Genomic DNA, 17,179 nt, shown 5'->3' with positions numbered 1-17,179 from the left:
ATCAGTTGGTTAAGCGCCTACCTTTACCGCTACCCGGTGGCAGGCATTGTTGCAATAGCCTTCCGGGTTCCACTGGGGCATCACCATCGGCTGCGACACGCCCGCGTCGTCGGTAGCGCGTGCCCAAAGTTCGTAATAGCCCGGCTGGGGCAGCGTAATTTTTGCCGACCAGTGTTGCCACGCCAGCCGGTTTCGGGCGGGCTTCAGGTCGGCCCGTTGCCAGGTTGCGCCAAAATCGTGCGATACCTGCACCTCACGTACGGTCCGGTCGCCTGCCCAGGCATGACCTCGCAACGACACCGTGCGCCCGTCGGCAGGTAGTTGCAGGCCCGTTTGCGGAAACGTGATCACCGATTTCACCGGCATCGACTCGATAATTTTGAACTGATCTTCGGGCGGGTCTACTCCCGGTGCGGTGGGGTTGATGGGTACTTTGTAGCTCTTACCGGTCATTTTGGTCCCATCATGAACCTTGTTCCGCACCGCGATAGTGTGGAGCCACTTGCCCGACACCGACGCGGGCCAGCCACCGATTACCAGCCGCAACGGTGCGCCGTGCGCCGCCGGGATGGGTTGCCCGTTCATGGCCCAGGCAATGAGCGTTTCGTCTTCCAGGGCCTTCTTCATAGGCACCCCCCGTGAGATGGGCGACTTGGTCGGGTCGAGGCTAAGGTGCTGATCGCGACCATAGTAGCCAATGTAAACTGCGTCGGCTTTCAGGCCCACGTCGGCCAGCAGGTCTTTGAGGCGGACACCCGTCCACTCGGCGCAGCTTACGGCCCCCTCAGTCCACTGGTTGCCCGCCGTTTTCGGGAAATACCCCGCCCGCCCGTTGCCCGCGCACTCCAGCACAAGTTGGTAGGTGTAGGTTTTGAAACGCTTTTTCAGGTCGGCCAGTGAATATGTCTTCGTTTGCTTCACCGATTCACCATTAACGGTGAGCGTCCAGTTGGCCAGGGTTTTCTCGGAAAGGTCGGCGGGATAGAGGCCATTATTACGGACAAACATCCGGCTGGCGGGGGTCACCGCATCGTCGAGCAGGTGAGGGGGCGTCTCCACGTTCCAGGGCTTGTCGTTGAGCACGATCATAGCCTTGTCTTTGTCGAGCAGCGGATTGGGGTCAGGTTCCAGAACCAGTGGCAAATAGTGCGCGGGCAGGTTTCTGGCATAGACGATGGGTGCGCCCAGCAATCCTGTTATACTGGCCAGCGCACTTTGGCGCAGGAAACCACGCCGGTTGAAAAGAGAAGAGGAAGCCATAACCAAAGATAGGGTCTTCTACGCGAAAGCGCCCCGCTTATGGTCTATAAACGGGGCGCTTTCGCGTAGAAGACTGGAGGCTATGTTACGGTTCGGTACGTTGGCGGGTGTTGATGCCTAGTAGCGAGTAAATAAAACAGCTACCCAAAACGCCGGTGATGGCGGCATAGGTGGCGATGAGTAAAGCGAGGGTAACAGGCGGCCCAATAAGGAAACCTGCCAGCCAGAGAGCCAGTAAATCGATGGCTAGCAATCCACGTACCAGTCGGTCGATAAAGCCGACGTTCAAGTTGTTAGGGATCATCCGAGAGAAGGTTAGACGACCAATATAAAGGAGGAAAAGGGCAGTTTAGTACGTGCCTTTGGAAAAAAGAACCAAAAAATGACGTAAGGCAACACTGCTTTAGCGGTTTGTTAACCCTATTGTAACTGATAAGTATAAATTGCTATAGATTATTTTTATTGCGTATTTTTTGTTAAGTCTTGTCTAACTAATTAGTAAGCTGCTCATGCAATGTCAACTACCCAGACTCTGGCTGAAAGGCCAAACGACACTACTTACCGCCGCCGTTTCAATAAGGAATCGTTGATTTAGCTGACCCTCCAGCCTACTTATTGTTTCACCAGCAGGCTCATCAGGCGGGCATGTTTGGGGCGGAACGCTACTTTATTCGGTATCGACCGGATGCGGGCCACCCGAACGCCCGACAGCCGTTTGTTGCCGAGCAGGTAATCGGCCAGGGGTTGTGGGGTGATCACGACTTTGTGATAGTCAGATGAAGCGTGGAGCAGGTACACACGACCATTGCGCCAGGTAGCATAGCCCACGTGGCGGGTGTCGAGGCCGGGGCGGGCCGCCGTGAGCAGGATAATGTCGCCTTCACGGAGTTTGGATTCGATGGCCCGAAACTGATCTTTCCGGATAAACCAGAACGGCTGCTGACTAATGTCGGTCTGTACCTGCGTGATCTGCTTGTACACCGCAGGATCGCTCATGTGCGGGTATTTATGCACGGCAGTGGTCATGTAGTTCACCGCCTTCTGCACCTGTACGCCACCAATGTCGTGCGTTACGTCCTGCACAAATCCCTTGCGTTCATTATCGCGGAGCCAGTCTGAGAGGTAATGCAACCGGCTGGCGTAGCCGTCGATCTGTCCGTTGCGATACCGAATTTTAGTCAGGTATTTCCGGAAAACAGGTTCAGCCTGGGCGGGGCTGTAACTGGCACCTAACTCCTGGTCGGTGAAGGCCAGCGCCAGTGTGGTTTCGATAAACGTGGTACAGTCGAACTGCTGCAGGTTTACCACTAACTGCTCGGTGGCATTGCCTTCCAGCGTATAATGTACGTAGGGCCTGCCCAAAAACGATTCACCAGTACGCACCGCCGTTTCGGCCGCTGTTTTGCCGGGCACAATAGTTACGTACTTAAGATCGTCGGCGGTTTGCGCGGTTGCTGGTAGGGCAAAAACGGCCAGTAAGAGGCAGAGAAGACGTGCATTCATACGTATCAGACGGCGCTAGTTCGATAAAGATACCTGTGAGAACGGTTATTTTAACGGACGTCGAGCTGATATACGCGTACTCCAAACGAGGGGATTTGCACGCTAAAACCGGTATTTCCGTTGCCGGTGACAGCCTCGGTGGTTAAAAACTGATCGACCCACCGAAGCGACTGCCCCATCGATCTGCCCAATAACAGCAAGGCGTGTTCGGGGATGATGAGGTTGACCGACAACGAGTTATGTGGGTCAAAGTTACACACAATCAGCAGTGTTTGGTGTTCGGTGTAGCGAAGGTAGCTGTAGGTCAGGTGCAGCTTGTAGCCCGGTGTGGTCCCATTGGCCCATTGTAGATCATAAAAACCACCCTCCCGAATAGCGGGTGACCCATTTACCAACTGGCCCAAATTCGCGTAAACGGCCCGAAGGTCACGTTGGGTTTCGGCAAGGCCCGCCCCGTCATAGCGGTGACCGTTCAGGTGCCCCTGCCAGTCGGTGAGGCCCCAGTAATCGAAGATGGTGGTGCGACCATCGTGTCCGCTGAATCCTTCGGCATCTTCGCCCCGCACGCCCACTTCCTGCCCGAAGTAGACCAGGTATGGCCCCGTATGCATGGTGGCTGTGATCACCATAGCCGGAATAGCCCGCCGGGGGTCAGCCGCGAAAAAGGACGACGCAATGCGCTGCTCGTCGTGGGTTTCCAGAAAGCGCAGCATGTGTTCGGCAAAATCGCCGGATTCCTCCTGCCACACCCGCGTGAGGTCGTAACATGACCCGTGGCCCTCTACAAGCCGACGAAGCGAATCGTAGAGGCCTACTTTGTCGTACAAATAATCAAAGCCGCCCTCGAAAATATAGGTCCGGTACAGGCCAGGGTCATAAATTTCGGCAATGAAAATCAGATCGGGATGCACTGACCGCACACTGGCCGTTACCCACTTCCAGAATGCTACCGGTACCAGATGCGCCATGTCGCACCGGAACCCATCGACGCCCTTTGCAGCCCAAAACAGCAGGATATCGCGCATTTTGATCCACGTGTTGGGCGCAGGATCGGTATGTAGCGTACCGTCGAATACGTTGTAGCCGTAGTTTAGTTTGATGGTTTCGTACCAGTCGTCGATGTGTGGGGCCTCAGAAATGGAACCGGAGCCGGTAACGCGGGCGGGCACTTCGTGAATGGGCGGGGCCGAGTTGGTGAGCGGAGTATGGGCGTCGATGCTGCCGGGTACAAACGGGGGAACAAACTGTGTACCAGGCAGGTAGTAAAAATTGTTTTCGGTTGAAAAAGGCTGCCGCACGTCGTCGCCTTCGCCCAGGTCCTGTACGTTGGCCGGTTTGGCATCAGACCCATATTGCCGGGCTACGTGGTTGGGTACAAAATCAATGATCACCCTCAGGCCGTGCGCGTGTGTGCGGGCTACCAATGCTTCGAACTCCGCCATTCGATCGGGCACCGAAACGGCCAGGTCGGGGTCAACGTCGTAGTAATCTTTCACGGCGTAGGGTGACCCGGCGCGACCCTTTACCACGGCGGGGTCATCAGGCCGGATGCCCTGCGCCGCATAATCGGTCATGGTGGCGTGTTCGGGTAGGCCCGTATACCAGACGTGGGTGGTGCCCAGGGTTTTTATACGTTCCAGTGCCGCATCATTAATGTCGGCCAGCTTACCCGACCCGTTTTCGGCCAGGGTGCCCCAGGGGCGATTGGTGGTATTGGTATTGCCAAACAGCCGGGGAAGCAGTTGGTAAATAATCAGTTTGTGCGAAGCCATAAGGCCGCAAAAGTAACGGGCGAATAAACAATGAACTACGCAGTGGCACCTGTCCGGGCTCAAATCAGTATCAAACGGCTTCATCTGATGCTTCCTGACCGGTTGTTGTCACAAAGGCGATGGACCTGATTGACGGCAAGTGGAAACCCATTATTTTGTGAGCCGTTTGTGGGGGTATCAACCGCTTTGGTGCCTTGCAACGGGCTATACCGGGCGTATCGAAAAAAGATGCTGACCAGTCAGCTTCGTGAGATGGAAGACGACAGTCTTGGTCAGCGGGTGATCTATCCGGTCGTGCCGCCCAAAGTTGACTACTTCATAACCGATCTGGGCAAACGAGTGGTGCCCGTTTGCCTGGCCCTGCGCGATCTGGGGCTGTCGCTGTAACGCACCACACTTACCTCCCCGCCTATGAATGCGCTGACGTTTTCCGCCTTCGGCGATGCTTCTGTACTGATCTATCAGGTGGTGCCCGATCCGGTGCTGAAACCCGGTCAAGTGCTGGTGTCCATGAAAGCCATCGGCCTGAATTTTGCCGATATCTACCGCCGCAAGGGAAATTATCACCTTACGGGCCAACCACCCTACATGGCGGGCTACGAAGGGGCGGGGGTGGTGGTCGATGCCAACAATGTACCTGCCGTACGGGTAGGTGACCGGGTGGGCTTCGCCGACGTACCCCTGGCCAACGCTGAGTTGGTGGCTGTACCCGCCGACCGCCTGATTCCCTTGCCCGACGTGGTGTCGTTCGAGACGGCAGCCGCGGTGCTGTTGCAGGGGTTGACAGCCCATTACCTGGTCACCGACAGTCACCCAGTGCAACCGGGTGAGGTGCTGTTGGTGCACGCGGCCGCGGGGGGTGTGGGGCAGTTACTGGTGCAGATGGGTAAACGAAAAGGCGCTACCGTTCTGGGGCTAAGTACCTCGGTGGCCAAATTGCCCATCATTGAACAGGCGGGGGCCGATGCCGCGTTTGTGCTCTCGCCGGGCTGGACAGAGGCCGTTAGGCGCTGGCCCGCGCCCATCGATGTGGTGTACGATTCAGTTGGCGCTACCCTGAGCGATAGCCTGGCGGTGGTGCGGGATGGTGGCCGGGTGGTCTTCTATGGCATGAGCGGCGGCAATCCTGCTCCGGTAGACCCGCGCTACCTGATGGACACCAGCAAAACCCTGACCGGAGGTGATCTGTGGAGCTATCTGACGTCAAAGCACGAACGCGTCCGGCGTAGCGCTCAACTCTTCGACTGGCTGCAGTCGGGGGCGATAAGACTAGCCGAGCCAACCCGCTTTGCCCTGGCAGACGGGGCTGCGGCCCACCGATTTCTGGAATCAGGACAGAGCGCGGGCAAGGTATTGCTTATTCCCTCATACCCTTCAACGACGTACCCAGCACTTTCTGCGCGATACCGTCCAACTGGGCCTCGTTACCCATGAGGTGCAACACGGTATGGCTATGCGTCAGGCCCTGCCCCGGCTGAAGAAAGGCTGCGGGCGAGACACTTTCGAGTTCGTAGAACGGTCCCATCTGGGTGCCGTCGGGTAGCGGGCCGTCGTTATAAGCATTCACGGCATCACCGTTGAAGGGGTCGGGCACCAGCTTCCAGGCCTGATTCAAGTAGGTCCCTTTTTTATCAACGTCGAACAGGGTGATGGTTAGGGTGTGCCGGTCTGGATCGTAACTGCCCGCTACGCCTTTGGCCCGTTGGGGCGTCAGTCCAAGCTTGCCCCGGCTGTTGCCATCGGCGCTGAACGTGAGCACCCCATGCTGGTAACGTACCCGGTCGGGCGGAATGGGACCAAAATAATCGGTGGTAGCAACGGGCCCCGTTCCGGTAGTCTGATAAGGAATCAGGATGGTGGTGTGGTTACCCGGTACAAGCATGTCGAGAACCCACAGGCAGGGCGCGCCGGTTTGGCGGGTCCACGCAGCCGGGCCGGTGTTGGTCAGGGTGTTGCGGGTCTGGTAGCCCACCACCTGCACCGAGTCGGGCAGGGGCGTACCCAGTCCTTCGCTGATGACGGCCCGATTCAGCAGGTTCACCGCCCGGTCGACGCGCAGGTTCAGGCGGGTACCCGCGTAGTTGGTGAGCGCCATGGCTTTTTCCAGCGCCACAGACTCCCCCGTTTTCGAGACCACAGTCCACGGTTCGGTATCGAAGGCGGCGGGGGTTTGCCAGTTGGCAAAGTCCATCCGGCTGCCTGGTTTAAAGAACAGGCTGAACTGCGCCCCTTCCGGCCCCAACCATAGCCGATTTTCGCCTCCATAGGCATTGAAATGGGGTTGCGGTTTTTCGCTCAGGGCCTTGTAATTAATCCAGCCAAAGCTGCTGCCGTTCAGCCCGTTGGCCGTGGAGGTAAAGACTTTGCCCTGATACTTCGCCGACACGATCACCCGCGCCGAACTATCGGCACTGCTCAAAACGGCCAGGGCCGAATCGTGCCGCAGGAGAAAGGCCAGATCGTAGCCGAACGTACCCGCAGCCCGGCTGGTTTCGGCGGCGTTGTTGCCCGGCGAGCAGGCGTTGAGTACAAGCAACAGCAGGGCGGGAAAGCAACGCTTCATAGACGGGTCGACAAGGTTCAGTAAACCGTAGAGTCGCCGGGGGGCTGACATTTACTCAATTGACGCCACAAACGATTATCAGGCCAGTTGACTTCCAGAAAATCCTTGCCAGGCAGCAGCAGAAACGAATCATGGGGTTCGACACCCCCCTGACCAGTTCGGGTTTCAGCCTTTTTCAGACAGCTGCGACTACAACCGCATCAACCAGGTCTATCAGTCCATATTTACCAATGTCAGGGTCCGCAGTAGGCACGCCTGTAAACAGCTCATGGAAACTGACCGGAGCCTAGCGGACATCGGCATACCAGTGACTACAAAAACCTCCCGAATGTCTGTAAATCACTATAGTGTCTACTTCTCACCCCATCGTGGAACGGTATCCTTTCTCGACGACACGCTTCACGATGCCGTGAAACCACGTGAGCGGCAACAGGCGCCGCAGCAACAGTAGCATACCCGTCTGGCTATTACCGCTCACGTAGCGCATGCGGTCAGAAGGGTCATTGGCGGCCTTAAAAAGTGTTTTGGCAACCACCTCCGGTCCAGGCGCGTTGGCACCCGCTTTCTGCGAGTTAGCCATCGCCACCCGAACATACTCGTCGTAGTCGGTTAAGCCGGGCTTGGTGAGCACATCCTGCGAGCGGTCATAAAAGTCGGTTTTGATGGCCCCCGGCTCAATATTTTTGATGCGGATGTTAAACGGTTTCAACTCAAATGACAGCGCTTCGGTAAAGCCTTCAACGGCCCATTTCGTGCCGTGGTAAATGCTATAGATGGGAAAAGTAATCAGCCCACCCATCGACGTGACGGTTAAAATGGTGCCCTCTCGCTTCTGGCGGAAGTAAGGCAGAATGGCACGGATTACGTTCATCACGCCAAAAACATTGGTGTCGAATTGTCGCTGCACCTGTTCGGATGTGGCTGCTTCAAACGGGCCCACGGCCCCATAGCCCGCGTTGTTAATAAGAACGTCGATACCCCCAAAGGCGGAGATAGCGTCTGCCACGGTTTGCCGAATGGAGTCGGCGTCCATCACGTCGAGCCGAAATAGTTTCACATTGGGCAGCGCGGTCAGCGAAGCGCTACCCAGTTCACTTTCTTTTTGTGGCGAACGCATCGTGGCGGCAACGTTCCAGCCCTGCTGAGCGAAATAAGTGGCGGTTGCCCGGCCAATGCCCGACGATGTGCCGGTGATTAAAACAGTTTTAGTCATGGCTAAAGTGATTATTTATTCATTTAAAAGGTAAAAAAAGGGCTACAAGTAGTCAGTTCCCCCAAACGCATTATCGTTTAATCCCGTCCCAGAGGACCGAAAATGTGGCTTCCCAATCTGCCTTGGTAAAGGCTTCCCCCGTATACAGCGATAGTTTGGCTGCCTCATTGAGCATCCCGCAAACAAGCGTGACCAGTAGGTCGGGTGCCACGTCTTTGATGACTGTCTCGGCCTGGCCGCGGGCAATCACGTCGTAGATTGGTTGCAGCGCGGTGTTTTCCTCGGTCAGTATATTATCGGCTTTTGTGTAGAAGGGAGATCGGTAGTATTGTTCAAAAAAAGCACCAATTTCGGGTCTCTCTATATTCTCTGTCAGGTAGTTGTGAGCAATCTTCTGCACTTGAATACGCACCGGGTCGCTTGCCGCTACACCGGACGTAAGATCACGCCAGGCGGTGCGTATCAGGTAAATATACAAACGGCTGATCAGCGCGGTTTTGTCGATGAAGTAGATGTATACCGTGCCGGTAGCTACGCCTGCCTCCCTGGCTAAATCAGCCATTTTCAGGCCTGCCAGTCCAGTTTGAGTAATAAGCCGTAGGGCCGCTTCCAGGATCTGACTTTCTTTCCCTTCGTCTTTCGTCCGCATTCGTATTCTTGATTGATGGGACAAAGGTAAGTGAATAAAAATTCATTTAGAAAAGAAAAATGACTATTTTTTCAGTAATGAGTGGTCAAGCTGGATGATCCGCCGGATACTTGCTGCTGACATCCTGGCACTATAGCGTCAGCAATCTATACCCGGCGAACCATCCCATGACTATCGCTTAAGGCTAATAGCGAATACTCCAATACGGGTTTTGCTGTTCTTTCATCTGCTCGGCGATGTGGTTTTTCAGCAGTTTGTCGAACTCAGCCTGAGTGGTACGCTTGGTTTTTGCCTTCACCTTGGGTGGCTTCAGCACGTCGGCTACCGGTTTGGCGTCGATGCTCATGGCTTCAATGATCACGTCGCCGTCGTTGATGTCCAGTTCCAGAATGAGTCCCGGCAATCCGCAATACTTTTCGGGACCGGCGGGTACGGGAATGTCCTGCGCAAACCAGGCTGTAATCGACTGACTGCGGATGGGATCTGAGGTGGTGGCCTTCATGCACAGGTGCCCGGCAATCTCACGTATCTGGTTGCCGATTTTCCAGGAGGGAAGCCGTAATGAGTCAGACACAATGTACGTTTTGCCCAGGGTCTCTTCAATGTCGAGCAGGCGTTCTTTATCAAAGTCACGGTAAAAAACTAGTTCTTCATTACGCCCCTTAAAATCAAAATCTTCGTACTCCGCCGATTCCGAGCCGTGGGTATACAGGCTCTGCGTACCCGAAAACGTCAGGTTCATCTTGATCTTTTGCTGCGTGAAATTGCGAGTCAGGTTGGCAATCCGGTCTTTCTGTTCCTGGCTCAGGTACGTCATCCGGGCATAGATTTTGGGCCAGAAAGCCCGCCGTTCGTAGTGCACCACCCCCTCGGTGATCGGGGCGGCATTGGCCGCCGGCGGCACGGCGGTAGTGGCAGCGGGGGGTGTTTGTGCCAGGGCCGACAGCGTCAGCAGGCAGCTTAGGAGGATGTGTTGAGCAAATAGACGCATGAGCATAAAAGGAAAGTCGATTAGTCTTAAATCAGAGGTGAAACGCACTGACTACCAGCCATCATTCCGGCGCACTTTGGCCGTTACCCCCCGCATGTTGTAAGTGAAGCTAAGCAAAAAATACCGGGCCAGGGTGCGGGTGCGTTGCTGCGAGACGTAGTTCTGCCCCGCATCGAGGTTGACGCCTACGTTGCGGTTAAGCAGATCGAAGGATGATAACCGTACCTCCATTTTCTTCGCCTTACCAACAACCCGGTAGATGGCCGAATTGAGGATGGGAACGCCCTGGTTGAACGCAAAGCGGCTGTTTCGGTACAGCTGGTAGTTGAACGACGAGCTGATAAATACCTGACCGGGCAGCTTAACGGTGGCTTCGGCATTGTAATTATTGGTCACGAGTTGTTGGTTTTGCCCTGAACTCAGTGAGTAACGCGTATTGCCAATACCAATGTTGGTGCCACCGTAGAACGCCAGCCACTCGGCGGGCGTCAGGGCTATTGACAACCGGACGTTGTAGTTGGTGGCGTTGGTCTGGTTCAGGATGCCGTTGATAGGCGTAAACGACCGCCCTAAGTTCAGGTTACCGCCAACGTCCATGGTCAGCTTGGTCTTTTTGATCGGAAAACTCACGTTGGCACTGAAACCACCGTTTTGTCCACCCGTAATGTTTTGCGGTATGGTGTTGGTAATCAGCGTTTGGGGGTCAACGGTCTGGGCGTAAACCACTTCGTTAATGTTGTACGAATAATTGAACCCGCCATACATGCTCAAAAACGAGCCGGGGTTGAAGTAATTGAAGCCCGTGTAAACACTATGCGACAGGGCGGGCAGCAGATTGGGATTACCCCGCGAAATGTAGAGCGGATTACTATTGTCAACAATGGGCTGCAGTTCCTGCGGTGAAGGTAGCCGAACATCCATGTTATAGCCCAGGTAGGCATACTTGTTGTTTTTCAGGTCCAGGTTAACACTCACGTTGGGGATCACCGTGGTAAACACCCGGTTCAGGCGTTGACGGTTTAAACTGGCCTTATCCGTGGCATATTCGCCGTTCAGTTCAAAGCGCTGCACCGCCCCACCTACGCCAACGTTGATGCCCTTATACGCGTAGCGGAGGCCCGTGCCCACCCGGTTGTAGGTGTAGTTATTGGTGTAGTACCGGCTCAGCGAGTCCACCCGCAGGAGTTGATCAGTCGATTTGTCCAGCACGGCGCGGTCGGCTTCGTCGTAGCGCAGGCTGAAATTGTAGAACGATTCCAGCGACAGTTTCTTCGACAATGGTTCGGTGTACTGTGCGCTGGCTTTGAACTGGGCCACGGTACTGTTGGTGGTTTGGCGCTGGCGCAAAAGCCGCAGTTGCTCGTTGACGGTGGTGGCATCGAAAAAGCGCAAATCGGCCTGTAGGTTCAGCAGGGCATCATTCTGGTTGTAGTTATAGCCCGCGCTAAGCGCAAAACTACGGCCTTTGGTCTTGAACTTGTGGCGGTAGAGGGCTGTATTGGCCATAGCAAAGGCCTGGTTGTTGCCATTATTATTGGTCAGCCTGAACGTGCTGCGGATGAGGTCGTTACGCAGCAGTTCGCTGGTGTTGAGCAGATTCTGAGTGCCGTTGTTAAGGCGGCTGTTGTGAATGACCACGAGTGTGTTGAGCGAGTCGAGTTTTTTCTCATACCGCAGGCTCAGTCGGTGGCTGTTGCTGCCCGTTCGCTGGTTAGTCGTGTCGCGGGTGGTGAACGAGCCGGTTTGCAGGAAGTTCTTTCGCTCGGCCAGCGTTTCGGTTATAAACGTGGAACTGCTACCGTAATAGCTGGTGCTGAATTTAGTCTTTGGCGTGTCGAAATTGTAGTTGACACCCGCGGCCATGTTGTTCGACAGTCCACCCCCCCGGCTACCCCAGTTGACCGGAATAGACAAACCCTCGTCGCCATTGCTGGAGAAATAATAGCCCCCACCACCGCCAAAACCAAAATCAGCATCTTCGTTGCGCGTAAACGAGTTGCTACCTCTAAAGTCTTGATAGTCAGCCCATGATAAGCCCGTCTGGTTGGTGTTGTTGGCCAGCCCAATGGCCGATAGTTGCTGTTTCTGGTCGAATTTATTGTAGTTACCCCGTACTTCGCCGCGGGCGCTGAGGTTGGTGGCCGGCCCGGCCCCGGCGGTTATTTTGCCAAAACCACCCTTCTTGAATTCTTCCTTCAGTTCCAGGTTCATGGTTTTCTCTTTCTTGCCATCGTCGACGCCCGTGAGCTTGGCTTTTTCGCTCTGCCCGCTGAACACCTGTACCTTCGAAATGGCTTCGGCCTGCAAATTTTTGGTGGCCATTTTCGGGTCGTCGCCAAAGAACTGCTTGCCGTCGACCGTTACGCGTTTCACCTCCTGCCCCTGCGCCCGGATATTGCCTTCCCGGTCTACCAGCACGCCCGGCAGCTTACGCAATAAATCCTCGACGGTAGATCCCGGCGGCACCTTAAACGAAGCCGCATTATACTCAACGGTGTCACCCCGGATTGTGAGCGGTGCCCGCGCCGTACGGATCACCACTTCGTAGAGTTCCTTCGCAATGGGCTTCAGCTTAATCGTGCCGAGGTCTACATTAGCCTCGGTCTCCAGCGTTACGCTCTGGTTGATGGGCATCATCCCCACATACGTCACTTTCAGGATATAGTTACCCCGCCGAATACCTTTCAGCGTAAATTGACCGGTTTCGTTGGTACGTCCGTAGTTGCTTAATACAGAGTCTTTTACGGTCTGTAGCATCACTGTAGCGCCGTTGAGTTTAGCGCCCAGCGTGTCGGTGACGGTGGCCTGCAACTGGAAGCGGGAGGGGGCCGTCTGGGCCAAAACTGATCCTGACAGAAAGCACCAGATCAGCAGTTGGAGTAAGCGATGTTTCATACAAAAAGGGAATAGGAGTTGAGTTGCGTGTCTAAATGTACTGACGTAACTATTTCTGGATTGTTGCTTAACAAAATTTAACTAACTCAATAGTTATTAAGCGGTAGTTACACCCCCACGATGCAAAAAGGCCTCACATTCCATACGGATTGTGAGGCCTTTTTTGATTTGGGATTTGGGCGGTCCGCCGCGGTTGGGGATTTCGGATTGGTTGCTTACGCCAGTATCTGCTCTGGCGTAAGCAACCAATCCGAAATCCCAAATCCACAATCCCAAATCATACTGCTTTACTCCGCTGCCGGCTTCTGTAACCCTGTTCTGGCGTGTAGCCAACGGGCTTTTTGCTGTAGTAGCCGGTACCGTCGTAGGGGCGGAGGAGGGGGTCGGCTTTGCAGGCGTCGGTACAAGTGCCCGCGTGGGCGTCACCGCAGGCTTCGCAGAGGGCCAGGTGGTTGTTGCAGGCGGGCGAGGCGCAGTTGATCATGCGCGTGCTGGGTGTACCGCAGCGGTGGCAGGTGGAAATGACAGTGGGGTTGACCTTATTCACGTCAACAGCCAGCCGATTGTCGAACACGTAGCACTGCCCGTCGAACCCTTCGCCCTCGGCTTCAATACCGTATTTGATGATGCCGCCGTGTAGCTGGTATACGTTCTCAAACCCCTGTGAGAGCAGGTACGCCGAGGCCTTTTCGCACTTGATGCCCCCCGTGCAATAGGTGATAACTTTCTTGTCTTTCAGGTGCGCAATTTCGGCCACGTGGTCGGGCAGTTCGCGCAGGTTTTCCATATCAAAGGTAACTGCCCCGGTAAACTTGCCCATGCCATGTTCATAGTTCGACCGCATGTCGACGAGCACTACATCGGGGTCGTTTTTCAACGCCCGGAATTCGGCGGGTTCGAGGTGAATACCCGTCTGCACCAGCGGGTCTACGGGTAATTCAGAATGAACAATTTCGGGCTTCACCCGCACGTGCAGTTTCTGAAACGCGTGCTCTTCGGCGGTGTCGATTTTAAACTCCAGTGCATCAAAACGTGGGTCGGCTTTGACGGCGGCCATATAGGCGTCGCAGTCGTCGGCCAGGCCCGAAACAGTGCCGTTGAGGCCTTCGGGCGCCACGATGATACGCCCCAGCAGATTCAGCCGCAGGCAAAGCTGATGGTGCTTCTCCCGAAACGCTTCGGGGTCAGCAATGGGTGTGTAGCAGTAATAAAGAAGAACGCGGTACATATAGCCCCCTAACCCCCGAAGGGGGAATTTTAGTTTGGTTAGAAGGGCAAATTTACGAAAAACGGGCTGTTTTTGGGGTAAAGCCACCTCAATGTCCCGGCTGTAATCCGGTGGGTAAAAGGTCATAGCCATCCCCTGAGAGGCGGTCTGCAATGACCGTTTGCTTTACCTGTAAGCCGTTTACTCGGCTCGACAGCGCAAAAATTGGAAGTGTTTCGGCTTCCTGTCTTCCTTAGTTGTCAGAATCAGGAATTCGACACTAGCCATGATAACCTCCCACCCATTCCGGCCCTACTACTGGCTCGTGCTGGTCAGTATGTTAGTTGGATCCCAATCCTGTAAGCAGGATGTTACGGCACCAATTGAGCGATTTCAGAAAAGCACATCAGTTGCCACAGCGGCCATTGCTACGTTGTACAATGATCTAAACGCTTTTGAGCGTCGGCTATATTTTCAGGAATTAGCGTATGATACCACAAAACGATTAAGCAGAAAACACGATGGCCAATTAACACCATTTATGGATGACCCCTTCAGTATGAGCGCTGTTCAAGCCCGACTGGGGCTTCTCCGTCAGCTTGGCACATACGCCGAACGGTTGTCAACCTTGTCGGGTAATAAAGCGCCTGAGCAGTTTCAGACCAATACTGCATCGTTGGCCAACAGTTTAAAAGCCCTACAGGGGACGTTTGTCAGCTTAAGTGCTATCAATGGCACCAACGACGCGGCTCGCTACGTTGGTCCGCTTGGCACCATAGTGGGCATCGTTGGTAAACTCGCACTGGATCAGAAGCGAGACGAAGCCCTGCGAAAAGCCATTATTGATGGCGAACAACCAGTTAACCAATTGCTTGATTTTCTGAAAGAAGACCTGGACAAATACGTAGCGACGACCCGGCTGGCGGGCATGGCCCAGCAACTCAGTACAGCAAGTCTCTTTTACAACGGTGAAAAAAATAGTCTGACCCGCGAACAGCGACAGCTACGCCTTGCTGAAATTGCCCAATTAGCCGAAGCGTATAAGCTACTTCAGACAGCCAGTCCGTCCAGTGTGGTTAGGCAAATGAAAATTACGCACCAGACATTAGTGCAGGCCACAAAGGAGAATAGTCCACTTTCGGCGGGCTTAGTCCTAGGCACCATCGACGAATACGAATCCAGCGTAGCAGGCCTGCTGGATGCCATTCAACAGTTACACGCAATAAACCAAACTAAACAATGAAAACTGTCGATTCAGAAAAAATAGCTTCATGCGTTCAGGAGTGCTTTATGCTCTCACTCGATGACCGCCTGACCATTGATGAGCAGAAACAGATGAATGTGTTGGGTAAGCGACTACGCGGGCATTTGATCAACCTGCTCTCGGCCACGTTCGATGATGGTGTGAAGGAGGTGGAGGCAGCTAACAAACAGCTCCAGGCCGTTAATCAGCAGCTTTCAGATACGAACGAGGTCATCAACAAGGTAGCAGCAACGGTAAAGACAGTCACGAAATTGGTTCAAACGCTGGATAACCTACTAACGATGGTTGCCAGGTTTGTCTAATGCGCTTGTTGTCTAACTACTATATAAACCTTGTCATCGAGGATTCGTCACCCGCACATACTTCTCCATATTGATCCGATTGATTCCCGCTTTTTCAACGACTTCAACGCCCTGCTGCGTGAGTGTGTCGTTTTTGATGCTAACGGTGAAATTGAATAGGTGGTTTTCCCATTCGCGTTCGGTGCAATAATCCAGCTTTTCGGTGTACAGGCTGTCTTTCAGGGTGTAGCGTCCACCGCCCGAATCATACGTAGTGGTTTTGCCTTTTCCACCAGCCAGGTCGTGTTTCAAAAATGCAAAATGTGTGTCATTAATGATTTTGATAAATGACTGGTCTTTGGTGTAATCCGTCACCGTAGTATCGCCTTTGTCAATGGTCGTTCCTGAAATAAGCTGCCAGGTGCCAACAAGGGGAATGCCTTGTTTTCTTGCGGTTGCCTGATCTGTGTTTTTTGTGCCACAGGCTAGTAACAAACAGGCAATAATTAATACCATTTTTTTCATGAGTCAAGACAGCAGGTAAGGTCGCGTCATTTACTGAAAAACACGGATATAGTCTACTTTCAGTTGCTGTGGAAATACAGTAGCTGAGTTGGGTTTGCCGGGCCAGTCGCCACCAACAGCGAGGTTGACAAGCAGGAAATACTCTTCCTGAAATTCGCTCAACCCGGCGGGTGTTGTATCAATGATATGAAACTGTTTATCGTCTACGTACCAGACAATTTTCTTAGCATCCCAGACGATGGAAAATACGTGAAATTCATCGGCGAAGATGCCAGAGGCTAGTTTTGTGTTGCCGCCGTACTGCGCATGGCTGTTGTTATTGTCCCAGTGGGCCGTGCCATAAACGGTGTTGTCTTTGTCGGTGCCGCCAATCAATTCCATAATGTCGATTTCACCGCATTTGGGCCAGCTTACCTGCTTGATGTTTTTGCCCAGCATCCACAAAGCAGGCCAGATGCCCTGTCCCTTCGGCAGCAGCGCCCGAATATCAACGCGCCCGTATTTAAAATTGAATTTATCCTGCGTCGTTAATCGCGATGAGGTATAATTACTGGCACCATTACTCTCTACTCTGGCTTCAATAGTCAGATAGCCATCTTTAACGGTGGTGTTTTCTTTTTTATAATATTCTAATTCGTTATTTCCCCAGCCGTTATTATTGCCAATTTCGTAATTCCAGTATTTATCATTTAAACTGGTGCCATCAAATTCATCAGCCCAGACCAACGTTAAATTTTGGTAAGATGTAGGCGTTTTGTAGCCCTTATCAACAAAAGGAGCGGGGGCCACTACGTCGTTGTCATCGTCGGCATTATCAACGTAGCCAACGTATTTTTCGCACGACTGGATACTGACGTTTTTGTCTCCCTTGCCGTCGCCATCGGCATCTTTATACCACGTCTTTTTAACGCAGGGCGTATCTTCTTTTTTGCAGGAAGCAACGAAGGTGGTTGCTATAAAGAGCAACGACAGCAGGGTAAACCGGTAGCGTTTCATGACGAGCAGTTGTTGTGTGATGATTAATACCCAACGCCTGCGTAGACTTACTTACAGGTG

Annotated in this window: 16 protein-coding genes; 4 read left to right on the top strand and 12 right to left on the bottom strand. The window is 53.9% G+C overall.

All coding sequences use genetic code 11. The features are described from left to right. Positions 1–9: 9 nt before the first annotated feature. The 4 genes from J2I47_RS21480 to J2I47_RS21465 form a co-directional block, all read right to left on the bottom strand. Positions 10–1,260 (bottom strand): sulfite oxidase, encoded by a 1,251-nt coding sequence (locus J2I47_RS21480; protein ID WP_207366672.1) that lies wholly within the window; start codon positions 1,258–1,260, stop codon positions 10–12. An 85-nt stretch (positions 1,261–1,345) separates the two neighbouring features. After that, positions 1,346–1,564 (bottom strand): YgaP family membrane protein, encoded by a 219-nt coding sequence (locus J2I47_RS21475; protein ID WP_207366671.1) that lies wholly within the window; start codon positions 1,562–1,564, stop codon positions 1,346–1,348. A gap of 308 nt (positions 1,565–1,872) precedes the next feature. Beyond that, positions 1,873–2,763: an N-acetylmuramoyl-L-alanine amidase-like domain-containing protein gene (locus J2I47_RS21470; protein ID WP_207366670.1), complete on the bottom strand. Its 891-nt coding sequence runs from the start codon at positions 2,761–2,763 to the stop codon at positions 1,873–1,875. Positions 2,764–2,813: 50 nt separating this feature from the next. After that, positions 2,814–4,535: an alpha-amylase family protein gene (locus J2I47_RS21465; RefSeq protein ID WP_207366669.1), complete on the bottom strand. Its 1,722-nt coding sequence runs from the start codon at positions 4,533–4,535 to the stop codon at positions 2,814–2,816. 228 nt (positions 4,536–4,763) lie between these two features. Between J2I47_RS21465 and J2I47_RS21460 the strand changes: the two genes are divergently transcribed. Continuing rightward, the gene (locus J2I47_RS21460) at positions 4,764–4,922 is read left to right on the top strand and encodes a winged helix-turn-helix transcriptional regulator (protein ID WP_207366668.1); all 159 of its coding nucleotides are present in this window, start codon (positions 4,764–4,766) and stop codon (positions 4,920–4,922) included. 24 nt (positions 4,923–4,946) lie between these two features. Continuing rightward, entirely contained in the window at positions 4,947–5,969 is a 1,023-nt protein-coding gene (locus tag J2I47_RS21455; RefSeq protein ID WP_207366667.1) for a quinone oxidoreductase family protein, read from the top strand. Here J2I47_RS21455 and J2I47_RS21450 read toward each other — a convergent pair. The 6 genes from J2I47_RS21450 to trhO all read right to left on the bottom strand — a co-directional run bounded on the left by J2I47_RS21450 (position 5,893) and on the right by trhO (position 14,074). Further along, positions 5,893–7,098, bottom strand: a complete 1,206-nt coding sequence (locus J2I47_RS21450; protein ID WP_207366666.1) for a DUF6786 family protein — start codon at positions 7,096–7,098, stop codon at positions 5,893–5,895. The two genes, J2I47_RS21455 and J2I47_RS21450, sit on opposite strands and share 77 nt — an antisense overlap. A 358-nt stretch (positions 7,099–7,456) precedes the next feature. Next, complete coding sequence (locus J2I47_RS21445; RefSeq protein WP_207366665.1) at positions 7,457–8,311, bottom strand: SDR family oxidoreductase; 855 nt, start codon at positions 8,309–8,311, stop codon at positions 7,457–7,459. Positions 8,312–8,381: 70 nt separating this feature from the next. Continuing rightward, the gene (locus tag J2I47_RS21440; protein ID WP_207366664.1) at positions 8,382–8,960 is read right to left on the bottom strand and encodes a TetR/AcrR family transcriptional regulator; all 579 of its coding nucleotides are present in this window, start codon (positions 8,958–8,960) and stop codon (positions 8,382–8,384) included. Positions 8,961–9,144: 184 nt separating this feature from the next. After that, positions 9,145–9,957 (bottom strand): GLPGLI family protein, encoded by an 813-nt coding sequence (locus J2I47_RS21435; RefSeq protein WP_229374847.1) that lies wholly within the window; start codon positions 9,955–9,957, stop codon positions 9,145–9,147. A 45-nt stretch (positions 9,958–10,002) separates the two neighbouring features. Beyond that, positions 10,003–12,846, bottom strand: coding sequence for an outer membrane beta-barrel protein (locus J2I47_RS21430; RefSeq protein WP_207366663.1), 2,844 nt, complete (start codon positions 12,844–12,846; stop codon positions 10,003–10,005). A gap of 277 nt (positions 12,847–13,123) precedes the next feature. Beyond that, entirely contained in the window at positions 13,124–14,074 is a 951-nt protein-coding gene (trhO, locus tag J2I47_RS21425) for an oxygen-dependent tRNA uridine(34) hydroxylase TrhO (RefSeq protein WP_207366723.1), read from the bottom strand. A gap of 520 nt (positions 14,075–14,594) precedes the next feature. On the opposite strand from trhO, the gene J2I47_RS21420 reads away from it, so the two are divergent. Both J2I47_RS21420 and J2I47_RS21415 read left to right on the top strand, forming a co-directional pair. After that, complete coding sequence (locus J2I47_RS21420; RefSeq protein ID WP_207366662.1) at positions 14,595–15,296, top strand: hypothetical protein; 702 nt, start codon at positions 14,595–14,597, stop codon at positions 15,294–15,296. Next, positions 15,293–15,619, top strand: a complete 327-nt coding sequence (locus tag J2I47_RS21415; protein WP_207366661.1) for a hypothetical protein — start codon at positions 15,293–15,295, stop codon at positions 15,617–15,619. Before J2I47_RS21420 ends, J2I47_RS21415 begins: the two co-directional genes overlap by 4 nt. A 33-nt stretch (positions 15,620–15,652) precedes the next feature. Here the strand turns inward: J2I47_RS21415 and J2I47_RS21410 are convergent, their stop codons facing one another. Together J2I47_RS21410 and J2I47_RS21405 are read right to left on the bottom strand one after the other, a co-directional pair. Then, the gene (locus tag J2I47_RS21410) at positions 15,653–16,123 is read right to left on the bottom strand and encodes a hypothetical protein (protein ID WP_207366660.1); all 471 of its coding nucleotides are present in this window, start codon (positions 16,121–16,123) and stop codon (positions 15,653–15,655) included. 30 nt (positions 16,124–16,153) lie between these two features. Continuing rightward, positions 16,154–17,119 (bottom strand): glycoside hydrolase family 16 protein, encoded by a 966-nt coding sequence (locus J2I47_RS21405; protein WP_207366659.1) that lies wholly within the window; start codon positions 17,117–17,119, stop codon positions 16,154–16,156. Positions 17,120–17,179: the final 60 nt, after the last annotated feature.

Origin of the sequence: Fibrella rubiginis (assembly GCF_017353185.1) — a bacterium.
GTDB lineage: Bacteria > Bacteroidota > Bacteroidia > Cytophagales > Spirosomataceae > Fibrella > Fibrella rubiginis.
Note: the sequence above shows the minus strand (reverse complement) of the source record. Positions and strands in the feature narration are given on the sequence as shown.

Bases quoted from the DNA above. Each gene is read 5' to 3' on its own strand.
- J2I47_RS21445 (WP_207366665.1), bottom strand. From the start codon at position 8,311: ATGACTAAAACTGTTTTAATCACCGGCACATCGTCGGGCATTGGCCGG.
- J2I47_RS21415 (WP_207366661.1), top strand. From the start codon at position 15,293: ATGAAAACTGTCGATTCAGAAAAAATAGCTTCATGCGTTCAGGAGTGC.
- J2I47_RS21420 (WP_207366662.1), top strand. From the start codon at position 14,595: ATGGATGACCCCTTCAGTATGAGCGCTGTTCAAGCCCGACTGGGGCTT.
- J2I47_RS21405 (WP_207366659.1), bottom strand. From the start codon at position 17,119: ATGAAACGCTACCGGTTTACCCTGCTGTCGTTGCTCTTTATAGCAACC.
- trhO (WP_207366723.1), bottom strand. From the start codon at position 14,074: ATGTACCGCGTTCTTCTTTATTACTGCTACACACCCATTGCTGACCCC.
- J2I47_RS21440 (WP_207366664.1), bottom strand. From the start codon at position 8,960: ATGCGGACGAAAGACGAAGGGAAAGAAAGTCAGATCCTGGAAGCGGCC.
- J2I47_RS21475 (WP_207366671.1), bottom strand. From the start codon at position 1,564: ATGATCCCTAACAACTTGAACGTCGGCTTTATCGACCGACTGGTACGT.
- J2I47_RS21430 (WP_207366663.1), bottom strand. From the start codon at position 12,846: ATGAAACATCGCTTACTCCAACTGCTGATCTGGTGCTTTCTGTCAGGA.
- J2I47_RS21450 (WP_207366666.1), bottom strand. From the start codon at position 7,098: ATGAAGCGTTGCTTTCCCGCCCTGCTGTTGCTTGTACTCAACGCCTGC.
- J2I47_RS21465 (WP_207366669.1), bottom strand. From the start codon at position 4,535: ATGGCTTCGCACAAACTGATTATTTACCAACTGCTTCCCCGGCTGTTT.
- J2I47_RS21435 (WP_229374847.1), bottom strand. From the start codon at position 9,957: ATGCTCATGCGTCTATTTGCTCAACACATCCTCCTAAGCTGCCTGCTG.
- J2I47_RS21480 (WP_207366672.1), bottom strand. From the start codon at position 1,260: ATGGCTTCCTCTTCTCTTTTCAACCGGCGTGGTTTCCTGCGCCAAAGT.
- J2I47_RS21455 (WP_207366667.1), top strand. From the start codon at position 4,947: ATGAATGCGCTGACGTTTTCCGCCTTCGGCGATGCTTCTGTACTGATC.
- J2I47_RS21470 (WP_207366670.1), bottom strand. From the start codon at position 2,763: ATGAATGCACGTCTTCTCTGCCTCTTACTGGCCGTTTTTGCCCTACCA.
- J2I47_RS21460 (WP_207366668.1), top strand. From the start codon at position 4,764: ATGCTGACCAGTCAGCTTCGTGAGATGGAAGACGACAGTCTTGGTCAG.
- J2I47_RS21410 (WP_207366660.1), bottom strand. From the start codon at position 16,123: ATGAAAAAAATGGTATTAATTATTGCCTGTTTGTTACTAGCCTGTGGC.